Source organism: Embleya scabrispora DSM 41855 (assembly GCF_000372745.1).
In the GTDB taxonomy this organism is placed as follows: Bacteria; Actinomycetota; Actinomycetes; order Streptomycetales; family Streptomycetaceae; genus Embleya; species Embleya scabrispora.
The window spans coordinates 1-13,065 of the sequence record NZ_KB889581.1 but is presented as its reverse complement, the minus strand read 5'-3'; the positions used below and the strand labels follow the sequence as shown (position 1 = coordinate 13,065).

The following is a 13,065-nucleotide window of genomic DNA, read 5'->3' as shown; positions in this document are numbered from 1 at the left end:
CCGGTGCCGCTCGCCTTGAGCAGCGACCCCTGCGAGGCCGAGCCGAGAACCGCGGTGACCTCGCTGACTCGCACCGAGTCGGGCAGCAGAACCGCGTCACCGGCATCGAATCGACCGGTCTGCTTGTGGCCCATGTCCTTCTGCCACTTCTTCACCGCGGCGGCGGTCGTGTCGGTGAACTTCTCGTCCACGGTGAACCCGCCGTAGCCCAGGGCCTGCAGATTCTGCTCCAACTCGCGTACGTCCACGCCTTTCTCGACTCCGACATACAGTGCCCGCCAAAACGGCGTCTCGCCGTAGAACAGCGGCACCTTCGTCCCGTCACGGCCGTACACGCGATCACCACGCGCCAGTGTGTCGCCGACGCCCGGGAGCCAGGTGATGGTGCCGGAACCCGCGTTGTTCCCGGTGTCGGGCGGCGTACCACCCTGACCGGACCCGCCGCCCGAACCGGACCCTCCACCCGAACCCTGGGGCTGGTTGCCGCCGCCCGGGCCCTGCGACGGCGGCGGGGTGCCGCCGCCCTGCGGCTTGTTCCCGCCGCTCGGGGGCGGGGTTTCCTTGTCCGGCCCGGGCGCCGCCGCGTTCACGGAGTACGTGCCCGCGTATCCGAGTTTGCCGTCCACGTTCTGCCGGTCGACCAGGTCCGCNCGGGTCACCGGGACCGCGTCCAGTTTCGTGCGGTTCGCGGAGGCGTCGGAGCCGTTGCCGCCGTCGGAGAGCAGGACGGCCGCGGCGCCGCCTGCGGAGGCCAGCACCAGGGCGGCGGCGATGGCCCGTCCGCGCCGGCGCCGCCGGCACTTACGCGGCTGCGCCGTGCGGTCCGGCTCGGCCGGGGCCGGCGCGGACTCCTCCTCGTGAGCGTAGATCGGAACCACGATGCCGCCCCTACTTCTTCGTCGTCAGCGGCGGAACCTTCTTGTTGCACACATCCATCGCCTTCTTGACCTTCTCGTCGCTCGCGTCGAGGGTGACCATCGCGCCGCCGGCGCCGGCGTCGCCCACGTTCACGCCGTTCTCGCGCAGGCAACTGGTGTGCTTGGCCTGCCATTCCTTGAACTTGGGGTCGTTGGGGTCGAAGTCGCTCTTGGGTTGGAACTTCTCGCACGCCTTCATGGCTTCCTCGGTCTTCGACGAGGCCTCGTCCGCGGCCATTCCCCCGATCCGCATCGCGCCGCCCTCGCCGGGCTCCGGGTCGGGCATGTCGATGCCGTGCTCACGCATACAGCTCGCGAATTTGACCATCTGGTCACGGCGCGCGGCGTCGTCACCCTTGCCCGAGCCGGAACCGCCGCCGCTGTTCTCGGACTTCGCGCCGCCACTGCCGCCGCCCGAGGCCACCTTGCTCTTCGTCGAGCCGCCGTCGTCGCCGCAACCGACCGTGGTCAAGGCGAGGCCACCGGCCACGATCACCCCGACCGCCAACCGCAGCGCCAGGGGCCGACCCGATCCCGCGCGCCCAAACCTCGTCGTCATCGTCGCTCCCACTTGTAGTCCCATCGTCGGTCCTGTCGCACCCTTCGCCGTCACCGCCGTGACGGCGAAGGGTGCGACGACAGGTCTACGCGGCCGCGGGTTGCCCGGCCGTTACCCGAAACGGTTATCCCGAGGTAACACGAACTCGCGTATAAACAGGAGGTGTTGGCGGTTCAAAGTCCGCCAACCCGGACCATTCGCCGTTCGCCCCCACACCTTCCCGGTTCGACCCCCACGCCTTCCAACCTCTCCCGGACCGAAGCGGAGCGACGAGACCTTGCGAGTTCTGGTGACCGAGGACGAGGAACTACTGGCCGACCTGATCGCCCGAGGACTGCGCCGGGCGGCAATCGCCGTGGACGTCGTCTACGACGGCGACAGCGCACTGGAGCGGCTCGCGATCAACGACTACGACGTTCTGATCCTGGACCGTGACCTGCCCGGCACACACGGCGACGACGTCTGCCGGGCTGTCGTGGCGGGTCGCATGCGTACCCGGATCCTGATGCTGACCGCCGCCGGCACGGTCACCGAACGGGTCGCGGGACTGCGCCTGGGCGCGGACGACTACCTGCCCAAGNCGTTCGAGTTCGCCGAATTGCTGGCCCGCGTACAGGCCCTGGCCCGCCGGGCCACACCGGCGGTACCGCCGGTGCTGGAGAAGCACGGCATCGTGCTGGACAGCGCCCGGCGTCAGGTCACCCGGAACGGCGAGTACATCCGGCTCGCGCACAAGGAGTTCGCGGTGCTCGCGACCCTGATGGCGGCCGACGGCGCGGTGGTCAGCGCCGAGGAACTGTTGGAGCGGGTATGGGACGAGAACATCGACCCGTTCTCCAACACCGTACGGGTGACCATGTCCAAGCTGCGCGCCAAACTCGGCGACCCACAGGTCATCCGCACCGTGTCCGGCTCGGGATACGTGATATGAGCAGCCCGCGTGTACCCGGTGGAAACCGGCGCAGGAAAACCCGGACGAGCGGCCCGGTCGAGAACGCGAGGTCGCTCTCCCGGGCACTGTTTCGCCGGCCGTCGGCGCGGGCCCGACTCGCGCTCCTGTACGGCGGCATGTCGCTCGTGGTCGGCGCGGTCCTGTTGGGCATCGTGTACTGGTTCGTCGACCAGCGGCTGTCCCGGCAACTGCCGATTGCGATGGCGAAGACACTGACGCTGGATACGTCCGTACCCACGTGCGCGAAAGAGTGCGGCCCCCCATACGCGAGCCAGGCCCAGCCCACGCAGCCGGCACCGGGTCCGCAGACCCAGGGCACAATAGTCCCCCCAGACGTGATCCGGAGGGCCACCGACGCCGGCCAGGACGTGACGATGAGTCAACTGCTGACCGTGCTCATCGCGGCACTGCTGCTGCTGGCCGTGACCTCGATCCTGGTCGGCTGGTGGATGTCCGGCCGCGTACTGCGCCCGGTCCACAAGATCACCGCGACGGCACGCCGGCTGTCCGAACACAACCTGCACGAGCGGATCGCCATGCCGGGCCCGGACGACGAACTCAAGCGACTCGCCGACACCTTCGACGGGATGCTCGATCGTCTCGAGAAGTCCTTCGACAGCAGGCGCCTGTTCGTCGCCAACGCCTCACACGAGTTGCGCACCCCGCTCACGATCCAGCGCACGGCGATCGAGATCGGCCTGGCCGATCCGCACTCGCCACAGGACATCGTCGAGACGCGCGAACAGCTGCTGGCGCTGAATCGGCGCAACGAACGCCTGATCGACGGGCTGCTGAACCTGGCGGTGAGCGAACGCGGCAACGTCCAGGCAACACCGGTCGCGCTGGACGAGTTGACCGCCGACGTGCTCCGCCAGACCCAACCCGCGGCCGAGCAGGCCGGCGTCCGGATCGACGCGAACCTCGCCCCGGGCACGGTGTCCGGCGACCCGCTGCTGCTGCGCCAGTTGGTCACCAACCTCATCGAGAACGCGGTCCGCCACAACCACCAGGGCGGCTTCGTCACGGTCGACGTCTCGGCCGGCTCCCTGTGCGTCCGCAACACCGGCCCGATCGTCCCCGCCGACCGCATCCCCGAACTCTACGAACCCTTCCGCCGCTTCCGCCCCAACCGCACAGGCTCCACCCAAGGCTCCGGCCTGGGCCTGTCCATCGTCCAGGCCATAGTCCACGCCCACGCGGCCCGGATATCCACCACCGCCAACCACCACGGCGGCCTCACCATAGCCATAGCCCTGCCCACGCTCGAGGCCAACCCAGGACAACCGACCCAAGGCGCCGAGCCGGGAGCAAATCCTGAACCGATCCGGGTTCGTTAGCCTCGCGCTTTCATGAAGCGAGGCGTCTGACATTTCACTCGCCGACGCCGTGGAAAGGCCGACACCATCGATGCCGAAGCTGCAGCCAGTGCCGTCGTCACCGGACGGGCGACCTCAACGGCCAAGGCCGGTGACGGGCCGGTGAGGTGCTACGTCTGTCGCCCCGGACCTGCGTGAGTCGTCGGCAATCGCCAGTGTGCGAACCGCCGTACGCAGCCTTCCCATCGTGGCTGCGGCGTTGATGCCGTGTCCGACCACGTCGCCGACTACCAGGGCGACCCGGGCTCCGGACAGCGTGATCACGTCGTACCAGTCCCCGCCCACGCCGTCACGGTTGTCGGCGGGCAGGTAGCGGCAGGCGACCTCGAGTGCGGGGGTGTCGTTCAGGGCGTGCGGAAGCAGGCTGCGTTGCAGGGTGAGCGCCGCGTTGTGTTCGCGGGTGTACCGGCGGGCGTTGTCCAGGGATACCGCCGCCCGGGAGACGAGTTCCTCGGCCAGTAGCAGATCCGCCTCCTCGAATCGTTCGTTCGGTCGCCGTCTGACGAACAGCGCCACGCCCAGCGAGAGATGCTGGGACCGTACCGGCACCACGATCAGCGACCGCAGGTGGAATTCCCGGGCCCGGTCGGTGCGGATCACGTCCTCGGCGAGCCAACCCGCGTCGTCGTCGTCGAAGTCCTGCAGTACGGCCTTGCCCTCGATCAGGCAGCGGGCCATCGGCGAGGGGGTGACGTAGCGGCTCGGCTCACCCAGGCCGATGGCCGCCTCCGGGCAGCCCTCGCGCATCGATCGATGGGCCACCCGCCGCAACGAGGCCAGGCCGGGCATCGGTCCTTCCTGTGGTTCCCGGCCGTGCAGGACGGGTTCGAGGAGGTCGACGCAGGCGAAGTCGGCGAACCGGGGGACCGCCGTCTCGACCAGTTCCGCGGCGGTCCCGGTGATGTCCAGGGTGTTTCCGATGCGGGCCCCGGACTCGGTCAGCAGCGCCAACCGCTCCTGTGCGCGCTTGCTGTCGGTGATGTTCACGCCCATGTAGCCCACACCCAGCACGTGCCCCGCGGAGTCGTCGAGCCGGAAGAACGAGGTCGAATAGATCTGTTCGCGGTCCGGCTCCGCCGGTGTGTGGCCGCGGTACTCGAATCCGAGCACCGGCGCGCCGGTCTCCAGGGTGTGCCGCAACTGGGCCTCCATCACGTCCGGGGCCAGGTCCGGCAGCACGTCCGAGACCCGTCGCCCGAGTCTTTGCTCGCGGGGCACGCCCGCCATGCGTTCGAGGGTCTCGTTCAGATACGTACCGCAGGTCCGTGTCCAGCACGGCCACCCCGTAGGGCAGATGCGTGAGGAATCCGTTCCAACACCGATTGGCTGAGCCCCCACCACGGCGTGCTCCGCGGGTCGACCAGGAACAGCAGGAACAGGCTGCGGTCGCCCGCGTGAGCCAGCGGGCAGATTCGTACCGCCAGTTCCAGATGTCGACCGTCGCGGTGACGCGCCGTGACGTGTCCGCTCCAGGGCCGGGGTGCGGGGGGCTCCGCGTCCCGGTCTCGCATGCCGTCCGTGCCGTCCACCGAGCCGGTGGTGTCGGGATCATCGGGGAGCTCGACAAAGGCGGTGATCGGCCGGTTCAGTGTCTCCGGTGCGGGATAGCCGAGGATGTGTTCCGCTTGGGGGCTCCAGCCGAGCACCAGCTTGGCCCCGTCCACGAGCACGGTCGCCATGTCGGCCATGTCGGCCATGTCGAAGGGGACGCCGCGCCTGCCTGCGGGGATCCGTCATGGTTGCTCATGGGCGGGTTCCCTTCCGGCGTGGTACGCAGCGATGCCCCCGTCGCACCCTCCCAAGTCTCCCTCGGATCCGATCGCGGGCCGCGCCGGAGTTCCGCGCGGGTGGCCGTCCGGTTCGCCGGGTTCGGAGCCCTTCGAGCTCGCGCCGCAGCTGGGTCAGCACACAGTGGCCGGGTTGGCCCGCTACGCCGGGGCCATCGGCGAGGACGGCGAGGCCATCGTCGGCGGGTGACGGGGGCAGTGACTTTGGCGAGGTTGGTCGGGTCGGTCGGACTGCTGCGGGCGACGCGTCGAGGGTTCTGCCGGTGGGCTTGCGGACGGTCAACGCCGGTGGCGGTTCGGGCAGTCGCGCCGGGTGGGCGAGGACCGTGCTCTCCAATAGGGCTGGGGAATACGACAGTCGTCCGAGTTTCGACAGACAGGTGCCATCGGGCGATATTCGGCTATTTGTGCGACGTGGGTCCGACGTCATCGACGTGTTTTCGGCCGTTACACGGGCGGCTCGACCGTCCCCGGGAAGCGGGTGGTCGTGCGCAAGGACCGTCGACGGCACCCGGTGTGCCGGGCCCGGTGCGCTCGGATACGCCTTCACGCGGGGATGGTGTCGGGTCCACCGGGGGCCGTGTTGTTCGGGGTCGGTCGGTGGCGGGTGTGGGTCCGACGCGATGTCGGGGGTCGGGGTGGGTGGCGTTCTCGATGAGGGCTTCCAACTCGGGGTGGGGCCAGGGTCGTTCATTGCGCAGGGTGGGCCGGTGGCGGCTGGTGGCGATGTCGTCGAGGAGGACGTCGGGGCTGACGTCGGGGCCCACGCGCAGTGTGGTGCTCGGGGTCTCGCCGGTGAAGGCCCAGCGGATCGCGGCGCCGAGGCCGTAGGTCTCGGCGTCCTCGGTGAGAACGACCGCGGTTTCGGGTGGGGTGTCGGCGAGGGCGCGGGCGATCTCGGGGGCGGTTCCGTGGTCCATGCCGCCCCGGTAGGGGTAGGGCAGGGTCAGCAGGTCGGGGTGGTGGGCCCGGTCCCAGTCGATGAAGGCGACGTTGCCGGTTGCGCCGACGATCATGTTGAAGGGTTGGATGTCCCCGTGGCGCCAGCCGGCGGTGTGCAGGCGGCGCAGGGTGGTGAACGCGTCGAGGGCGATGTCGAGCATGCGTTGCGCCCCGTCGGGTGGGAGGGGGGCTTCGCGGGCGGAGGCGTATTCCTGCCACAGGGTTCGGCCGGGCAGTCGGCCGATCGCGGTCCACACGTGGTTGCCGTGTCGGCCGTGGGCGCTGTCGACGGGGTAGAGCCCGGCGGTGTGGAGCAGGCGCACCACGTGGGCCTCGTGTTCGAGTCGGATCGCCGGCGGCGTTCCCGCAGGGGCGGTCTTGATCTTCCAGTCGCCGGCGCGCCACGCGGTCTCGTGGCTTGCGGTCAGCGGCCGTGCCGGTTCGTCGACTTCGAGGGCGGCGAGCGCGGCGGCGAGCGGCGAGGTGGTGATCGCGTCGGTCACGGTGTTTCCTTGGGGCGGGGGGCGGGTCCGTGGAGGAGGACGTGGGCGACGGCGTCCGCGATGGGCAGTCCGGCGCCGTATTCGACGAAGCCGAACTGTCCCCCCGGATTCGATTCCAGGTACCACCAACGGCCGGCGTGGTCGACGGCGAAATCGATTGCGGCACAGGTCAGTCCGAGGTCGCGGACGTGGGCGAGGCAGGCGCGTTCGATCTCCGGGGGCGCTTCGACGGCTTGGTAGCGGGTGTCCTCGTGCGGGATGACGCGCCAGTCGAGGTCGCCGTCGCGGGTGGTGATCAAGGCGGTGAACGCGCGGTTGTCGACGACGGTCACCCGGGCGTCCGCCCGCTTGTCGACGAGGGCCTGGAGGTGGTGGGCGCAGCCGTCGACGGCGGTGAGGTCGTCGACCAGGCGGATCCTGGTGGTGGGCACCATCGGGGTGTGGCGCTGGGTGAGGGCCTTGAGGACGACTCGGTCGTGGTGTTCAGCGACGAACGCGCGCGCGGCGGTCGCGTCGGTGGTGATCAGGGTGTCCGGGACGGTGAGGCCGACCCGGGTGGCGGCTGCGAGTTGGGCGGGGCGCAGGCGGGCGGATGCCATGGTCGTGGGGTCGTTGCACCATAAGCGCAGCGGTTGCGCGCGCAGCAGGCCGAGCAGGGCGGTGGTGTTCTCGTCGGCGTGCCATCGTTCGTCGGGGGTGGCACGGCTGTGGTGTGGGGTGGGTTTGCGCCAGTACACCGAGCAGCGCTCGTCGAGCGTCACCGCGTGGGGGCCGCTGCGCAGGACCGTGGTCCAACGGCCTTTCGTGTAACGGCCGGTGAGGTGGACGCGGTTACGCAGCCGGCCCGGGTCCAGGCGCACGACTGCGGTGTGGACGCCCAGTCGGGTGACGACCGCGTCGGCGGTGAGGTCGGTCTCCGCGGCCACGACCACGACCCCGGTGGTGGGGTCGTCGTCAGTCATCCGTCTTCCAGCCGCCGGCCTCCTGGGTGCCGGTGTAGTCGGCGAGCGCCGCCGGGTCCGCGACGTGGACCAGTGCGGTTCCGTCCGCGACGACGTTCACCTGGGCATGGGGGTTGTAGCGGTACGGGGGCAGGGCTCGTGGGCCCTGCGTGGGTGCCGGAGCGCGGCGGGTCAGGAGCAGGGGCTTGGCCATCGTGGCTTCCTTCCGTACAGCCGCGCCCGAGACGGGCGCGGAGGGTGCGGTGGTGCGGTGGTGCGGTTCGAACGCACCGTCTGCGACGGTTTCGGGGAAGGGCGTGAGGGGCGTGCATGCGGTGTGCGCAGCTCGCGAACGTGACCACCTGCTCGCGAGTCGAGGCGTCGCCCTTCTCGCCCGGTTCGACTGACTGTCGGCTTTGCCGGCGCTGCCGCCGCCCGAGGCCACCTTGTTCGTCGCCGACGTGTCGTCCTCTCATGCGGCCGTGGTCGAGGCGAGGCCACTCGCCGGAACCACCCCGACCGCCAACCGCAGCGTCATGGGTCGTCCCGATCCTGTGTGCTCGAACCTCGTCATCACTGCTGCTCTCGCCCGTTGTAGGGCCTGTGGTCGTGCCCACCCCGATGTCGAAGTCGGGGTGGGCGACAGCAGGTCTACGCGGCGAGGGGTTACCAGGACGTTACCCGAATTAGTTATCCGGAGCTAACACGCACTCGTGTATAAGAGGGCATTTGATCTAGATGAAATGCCCTTTATATTCTAGTGGATTCCTTGCCAGATGGTGTGGTCTCGCCCGATATGCGCTTGGTGAGGTTGTCGATCGAGGCGATGTGGGTCATGGCTTCGGAACTGGCGGGCAGGGTCTCGTAGAGTCGCGGGTCAACGTCGGCGGAGCATGATCCATCCCGTTGGGTCGGCCGCGCGGCGAGGTGCCCGCTTGGTGGCGGGTCCTTTTCCGCGCGGCCTCCCGCCGAACCGGACGCGATGGTTTCCCGATCATCCGGCTCTCCAGTGACTACAACGTGAATGACTTGGCCGTTCGTGCGACATGGATGCGGTCATGGCAACTGACGCAGGCCACAACGGACTTGCGGCGCCGGTCGAGCATGACGCGTGCCCAGTCGGACGATGGCCATCCGGAATGAGCGAGATCGGCGAGAGCGCGGATGTGATGCACTTCGACGTCCCCGATACGTCCGCAGATCTCGCATGTATCCGCCAGGAGCCGCGTGATCAGCTCCTTGTGCGGATAGTCCACCCAGACAGGTCGACGGTCGACGACTTTTGCCGACCGCTGCTGCCGAAGTGGAATTCCACCGACCTCGCCACCAGTGGCCTCCTGTTCTCCCGCTCGATGCGGGCTCGAAGCAGTGCCTCGCGCACTTGGTCCCTCACGACCGCGCGACATACCTGGCGAGCCTCAGCCCCGGTAACGCCGTCGACCATCGCGGCACCGTCTTCGACATGGGGCTGCTCGACGAGTCGCTGGACGCCCTGCAGGACCCGGGCGCCGGCCGCCCCCGCCTTGGGCCTGCCCAATTCAACCGCGCCGTGTTCACTGCCCAGGCTTCCTTTCGACGCGCGGAGTTCGGGCACGTCGCGTGGTTTGAGGACGCGCGCTTCGATGGCCACGCCGGTTTCGACCGCACGGAGTTCCGTACCCACGCCAAGTTCACGCGTGTGATGTTCACCGAAGGCGCCTGGTTCCAAGACGCCTCGTTCGATGGCGAAACCGCATTCGAGCACACCATATTCACGCGCACCGCATCGTTCGACAGGGCTACGTTCGACGACACGACATTCGCGGATACCGCATTCAATGGTCCGGTCGACTTCGGCGGAACGCGGTTCGCCGGCGACGCGGTGTTCTCCAACACGCACTTCAGAAGCGCTGCCACCTTCGCGGATGCGGCATTCGTCGGCGCCGAGTTCACTGCCGCCGCCACGTTCGACAAGGCGACGTTCGCGGACGCCCGGTTCACCGGGGCACGCTTCGCCGACATCGCGGTCCCCCAAGGGGCCGCAAGCTTCAGGGACGGGTCTCGGGACTATTCAGCCGAGAATTAGCGGCAAGGCGTCGCTCCAGCACACGCGATCGCCGGAACCGGTAATCCGTTGTCTTCCGTCGAACCGGCATGCGTAAAGCTCTGAAGGTCACCTCAGGTGTGTTCTTGGGGGTGGTTGTCATCGGTGCCTGTGAAGCCGCCTGGTCCTACCTTGCGGCTGAAGGCAGCGGGATGGCGGGTGAGTCCACCGTCGGCCCGACCTGCCCGGTCGTTCGTATGGGTGAGGTCTGCCCTCACGGGCATGTTGCGATCTCAGCGGTCGTGACGCGGTGGGGGTGGCCGGGTATCGCGGCGGTCGTTCATACCGGTTCCGGCGGACGGTTCCGGGTGCGGCTCGCGCCTGGCCGGTACACGCTTCACGTGCTCCGAAGTCCGGGGTTGACTGGCGGACAGCCGTTGGCGCTGAGATTGATCTTGTCGGTTAACGGTCGTTACCGACAGCGACAGAGTGCGGCAGCTGCGCTCGAAGTGCTGTGCGTGCGGGGTGTCCGAGGTGTCGGTTCGCCAGTCGTCGACCGGGAGCAAGGGTGCCGGAGGTCCGGTGGAAGTCCCCGGACCGCACTCGGCTGCGGTGCGGCCGAGGAGCTGCTGCCGCTGGTCTACCGGACCTTCGCATGGGCGCGCATCTGTTCGGCCAGCCGTCCGAGTTCGGCGACCGTTGCCGGGGAGGCGTCGCTGAGCCCGCTGTGTACGGCCGTCGGGCTGCGCAGGAAGCGCCGCAGCAGGGCCGTGAGCAGCCCTTCCGGCAGGGTCTGCAGTGCAGCGAACGTGCGGGGGACCGGCGACGTCGGCATGGCGGCCAGGTTCTGCCGCATGAGGTGGAGCATGCCGCGGACCGCGTCGGGGTCGTCGGCCAGCGCCACCGGGCCGCCCGCCGCGTGCACCGCCTGCCCGAGTGGCACCGCGAACGCGGCGTGTGTCTTGAGCCAGGCATCCATCCGCGGCTCGGCCTTGGCGTTGATCCCGGCGGTGCGGAACTCACGGACGATCCGTTCCAGTCGCGGGGTGGTCCGGCCGTCGGGTTCGCCGATCGGCATCGGGACCCGGCTGGTCATGAAGTTGGTCGCGCGGTAGCGGACCACGTCCCCGTCCATCGTGCCGCCGGCCAGTGCCGGGGGGAAGCCGAGCAGTACTCGCTCGTGGCCGATCGCCTCGCCCAGCGGCTCCGCGCCGGCCGCCCAGTTGTGCAGGAACAGCACGTCGCCTTCGAGGCCGGCGAGCGACTCCAGCACCGCGTCGACCTGATGGGTGCGCACGAGGACGGCGGTCAGGTCGTACCCGCCCGCCGGGTGCTCGACCACTGGTACCGGTACCCGCCTGACGGCAGGGCTGTCTTCCTCGGCGAGCTGCACGCCGTGCCGGCGCAGGCAGGCCAGACGCTCGCCCCGGGCGAGGAGCGAGACGTCGAACCCGGCCTCATACAAGCGGGCGGAGAACAGGCTGCCGCAGACCCCGGCGCCGTAAACGAGCAGTTTCATGACAGCCTCTTCCACATGAGTCAAACGTTCGTTTCAATCGAACGTCTGTATAGTACGGCACATGGCGCTACCCGATACCCGGACCAAGATCCTCGACGCGGCCGAACACCTCTTCGCCGAGCACGGCTACCGCGGCACCTCGGTCCGCGCGGTCACCGACCTCGCCGGAGCGAACCTGGCCGCCGTCGGCTATCACTTCGGCTCGAAGGCGGAACTCCTGGCCGCGGTCGCCCGCCGCGTGATCGAGCCCATCACCGCCGCCCAGAGCGCCGGGCTCGACGAACTGCTCGCCCGGACTCCGGACCCGCCGGTCGCCGAACTGGTGGAAGCATTCGCAGGGCCGCTCTTCGACGAGATGCCCGCCGGCAGTGAGAGCGGAGCCCGGACGTCCCAGCTGATCGTGACGATCCTCAGCGACCCGGCCGAGGAGGCGCGCAGCTGGACCGGCCCGGACGAGGACACGGTCCGTGAGCGCTACCTGGCGGCTTTCGCGCGCGCACTGCCCGGCCTTGCCCCACAGGAGCTGTTGTTCCGGATGCGGGGGATCTTCGCCGTGACGGCCGTGGACCGCGTCGAGGTCTACCACCGGCCCTCCCCCGCCTGCCCGACGGTGACGGCGGGGGAGGAGGCCCGCCACTGGGCGATCACGTTTCTGACGGCAGCAATGAGCGCACCACCGACCCGGGCCCCTCGGTAGGTCTGGGACTTTGCACCGTGGGTCACAGACAGGACACTGGAGGCCGGCCAAGGCGAGCCCGCGTTGACCAAGGCGGCGTAGTTGGTGGCGTTGGGGAAGCCGTCGGGGCGACGGGGTGTGGGGGCCTTTGAGGCCGTCGATGGTGAGATAGCACAGGAACGGGCCGGGGTCGGTGAAGGGCCCGGCGGGCGGGCCTTCGGCGAGGGCATGGCGAATCTTGTCGCGGTCGGCTGCGCTCATGGGGCGGCGGCCGTGCCAGTCGGGCCAGCCGTCAGCGCGGAGCGGGACGGTGTGGGTGGCCGGTGGCGCGGCGGCTTGCTGCTGGCCGGGTTCGGAGCCTGTGCTCAATGCTCCTCCTGTGCCGTAGTGATCGTTTTTTCAACGGTGACGTTGAACGTGGTCAGGGTGTGGGCGTGTCGGTGTCTGGGGCGGCGCGATGGATGATGCGGTGGATGGTGGAGCGGCCGACGCTGTACTCGCCGGCCAGGTCGGCCGTCCTGCCGACGTTGTGGCGCCTGGCCCGGTGTCTGTTCTTCGAGCCGGCGGGCCGTCCCGGCCCTGGCCGGGACGGTTTCGGTGCGGCCGCCGGGCGGGCCGGAGGCTGTCGCACAACTTCACCGGTGTAGTTGTCAAGACGTTGGAATCGCCGTGTGCCGGAACAGTTTGTTCAGGTTGTGGACAAGGCCCAGGAGCTTGACCTCGGTGTCGACACCGTCGCGCCCGCGGTAGTGGAGGTCGCGCCCGAATCGCTGAAACAGCTGGGCGAAGCCGGGCTCCACCAGCGCGGCTCGGCGTTTGTAGAGGCGGCGGCCTTCTGGAGTGGCCAGCCGGTCGGCCATGGGACGATGC

The 13,065-nt window shown here is 69.3% G+C and carries 13 protein-coding genes and 2 pseudogenes; 4 read left to right on the top strand and 11 right to left on the bottom strand.

Annotation, left to right across the window (positions count from 1 at the left end; genetic code table 11):
- Together A3IC_RS73390 and A3IC_RS61935 are read right to left on the bottom strand one after the other, a co-directional pair.
- Positions 1-191: pseudogene (locus A3IC_RS73390) on the bottom strand (peptidoglycan-binding protein); the annotation flags it as partial.
- Positions 192-888: 697 nt separating this feature from the next.
- A complete protein-coding gene (locus A3IC_RS61935; RefSeq protein ID WP_052173259.1) occupies positions 889-1,476 on the bottom strand; it encodes a hypothetical protein in 588 nt (195 codons plus the stop codon).
- Positions 1,477-1,753: 277 nt separating this feature from the next.
- Here A3IC_RS61935 and A3IC_RS0107730 point away from each other — a divergent pair, with 277 nt between their 5' ends.
- Positions 1,754-2,407 carry a response regulator transcription factor gene (locus tag A3IC_RS0107730; RefSeq protein WP_026217990.1) on the top strand — a complete coding sequence of 218 codons (654 nt, stop codon included), beginning with the start codon at positions 1,754-1,756 and terminating at the stop codon, positions 2,405-2,407.
- Positions 2,404-3,765: a sensor histidine kinase gene (locus tag A3IC_RS0107725; RefSeq protein ID WP_245599179.1), complete on the top strand. Its 1,362-nt coding sequence runs from the start codon at positions 2,404-2,406 to the stop codon at positions 3,763-3,765. The genes A3IC_RS0107730 and A3IC_RS0107725 overlap by 4 nt, the downstream gene beginning before the upstream one ends.
- Positions 3,766-3,879: 114 nt before the next feature.
- Here A3IC_RS0107725 and A3IC_RS53070 read toward each other — a convergent pair whose 3' ends face one another.
- From A3IC_RS53070 to A3IC_RS72955, 7 genes and pseudogenes are all read right to left on the bottom strand, one after another.
- Positions 3,880-5,031 (bottom strand): SpoIIE family protein phosphatase, encoded by a 1,152-nt coding sequence (locus tag A3IC_RS53070; RefSeq protein WP_052173257.1) that lies wholly within the window; start codon positions 5,029-5,031, stop codon positions 3,880-3,882.
- 17 nt (positions 5,032-5,048) lie between these two features.
- Positions 5,049-5,501 carry a PAS domain-containing protein gene (locus A3IC_RS61930; protein WP_052173255.1) on the bottom strand — a complete coding sequence of 151 codons (453 nt, stop codon included), beginning with the start codon at positions 5,499-5,501 and terminating at the stop codon, positions 5,049-5,051.
- A gap of 491 nt (positions 5,502-5,992) precedes the next feature.
- Positions 5,993-7,036, bottom strand: coding sequence for a serine/threonine-protein kinase (locus A3IC_RS61925; RefSeq protein WP_020549488.1), 1,044 nt, complete (start codon positions 7,034-7,036; stop codon positions 5,993-5,995).
- The gene (locus A3IC_RS53060; RefSeq protein ID WP_020549487.1) at positions 7,033-7,998 is read right to left on the bottom strand and encodes an MvdC/MvdD family ATP grasp protein; all 966 of its coding nucleotides are present in this window, start codon (positions 7,996-7,998) and stop codon (positions 7,033-7,035) included. The genes A3IC_RS61925 and A3IC_RS53060 overlap by 4 nt, the downstream gene beginning before the upstream one ends.
- Positions 7,991-8,191 carry a hypothetical protein gene (locus A3IC_RS0107700; protein WP_020549486.1) on the bottom strand — a complete coding sequence of 67 codons (201 nt, stop codon included), beginning with the start codon at positions 8,189-8,191 and terminating at the stop codon, positions 7,991-7,993. The genes A3IC_RS53060 and A3IC_RS0107700 overlap by 8 nt, the downstream gene beginning before the upstream one ends.
- A gap of 536 nt (positions 8,192-8,727) precedes the next feature.
- Positions 8,728-8,881, bottom strand: a pseudogene (locus A3IC_RS69665) (IS5 family transposase); the annotation flags it as partial.
- A 109-nt stretch (positions 8,882-8,990) separates the two neighbouring features.
- A complete protein-coding gene (locus A3IC_RS72955; RefSeq protein WP_342666711.1) occupies positions 8,991-9,383 on the bottom strand; it encodes an HNH endonuclease in 393 nt (130 codons plus the stop codon).
- 56 nt (positions 9,384-9,439) lie between these two features.
- Between A3IC_RS72955 and A3IC_RS53055 the strand changes: the two genes are divergently transcribed.
- On the top strand, positions 9,440-10,042 hold the full coding sequence (locus A3IC_RS53055) for a pentapeptide repeat-containing protein (protein ID WP_079026305.1): 603 nt from the start codon (positions 9,440-9,442) through the stop codon (positions 10,040-10,042).
- A gap of 598 nt (positions 10,043-10,640) precedes the next feature.
- On the opposite strand, the gene A3IC_RS0107685 is transcribed toward A3IC_RS53055, so the two are convergent.
- Positions 10,641-11,519, bottom strand: a complete 879-nt coding sequence (locus tag A3IC_RS0107685) for a ketopantoate reductase family protein (RefSeq protein ID WP_020549484.1) — start codon at positions 11,517-11,519, stop codon at positions 10,641-10,643.
- Positions 11,520-11,580: 61 nt separating this feature from the next.
- Between A3IC_RS0107685 and A3IC_RS0107680 the strand changes: the two genes are divergently transcribed.
- Positions 11,581-12,216, top strand: coding sequence for a TetR/AcrR family transcriptional regulator (locus A3IC_RS0107680; protein ID WP_020549483.1), 636 nt, complete (start codon positions 11,581-11,583; stop codon positions 12,214-12,216).
- A gap of 629 nt (positions 12,217-12,845) precedes the next feature.
- Here A3IC_RS0107680 and A3IC_RS64385 read toward each other — a convergent pair.
- Positions 12,846-13,065: transposase (locus A3IC_RS64385; RefSeq protein WP_191864071.1), on the bottom strand; the 220-nt coding region annotated here is incomplete at its 5' end.

Excerpts from the sequence above, each read along its gene's own strand:
- A3IC_RS53060 (WP_020549487.1), bottom strand. The coding sequence starts at position 7,998 with ATGACTGACGACGACCCCACCACCGGGGTCGTGGTCGTGGCCGCGGAG.
- A3IC_RS61935 (WP_052173259.1), bottom strand. The coding sequence starts at position 1,476 with ATGACGACGAGGTTTGGGCGCGCGGGATCGGGTCGGCCCCTGGCGCTG.
- A3IC_RS61930 (WP_052173255.1), bottom strand. The coding sequence starts at position 5,501 with ATGGCCGACATGGCCGACATGGCGACCGTGCTCGTGGACGGGGCCAAG.
- A3IC_RS53070 (WP_052173257.1), bottom strand. The coding sequence starts at position 5,031 with ATGGCGGGCGTGCCCCGCGAGCAAAGACTCGGGCGACGGGTCTCGGAC.
- A3IC_RS72955 (WP_342666711.1), bottom strand. The coding sequence starts at position 9,383 with ATGTCGCGCGGTCGTGAGGGACCAAGTGCGCGAGGCACTGCTTCGAGC.
- A3IC_RS53055 (WP_079026305.1), top strand. The coding sequence starts at position 9,440 with ATGGGGCTGCTCGACGAGTCGCTGGACGCCCTGCAGGACCCGGGCGCC.
- A3IC_RS0107700 (WP_020549486.1), bottom strand. The coding sequence starts at position 8,191 with ATGGCCAAGCCCCTGCTCCTGACCCGCCGCGCTCCGGCACCCACGCAG.
- A3IC_RS0107725 (WP_245599179.1), top strand. The coding sequence starts at position 2,404 with ATGAGCAGCCCGCGTGTACCCGGTGGAAACCGGCGCAGGAAAACCCGG.
- A3IC_RS0107685 (WP_020549484.1), bottom strand. The coding sequence starts at position 11,519 with ATGAAACTGCTCGTTTACGGCGCCGGGGTCTGCGGCAGCCTGTTCTCC.
- A3IC_RS0107680 (WP_020549483.1), top strand. The coding sequence starts at position 11,581 with ATGGCGCTACCCGATACCCGGACCAAGATCCTCGACGCGGCCGAACAC.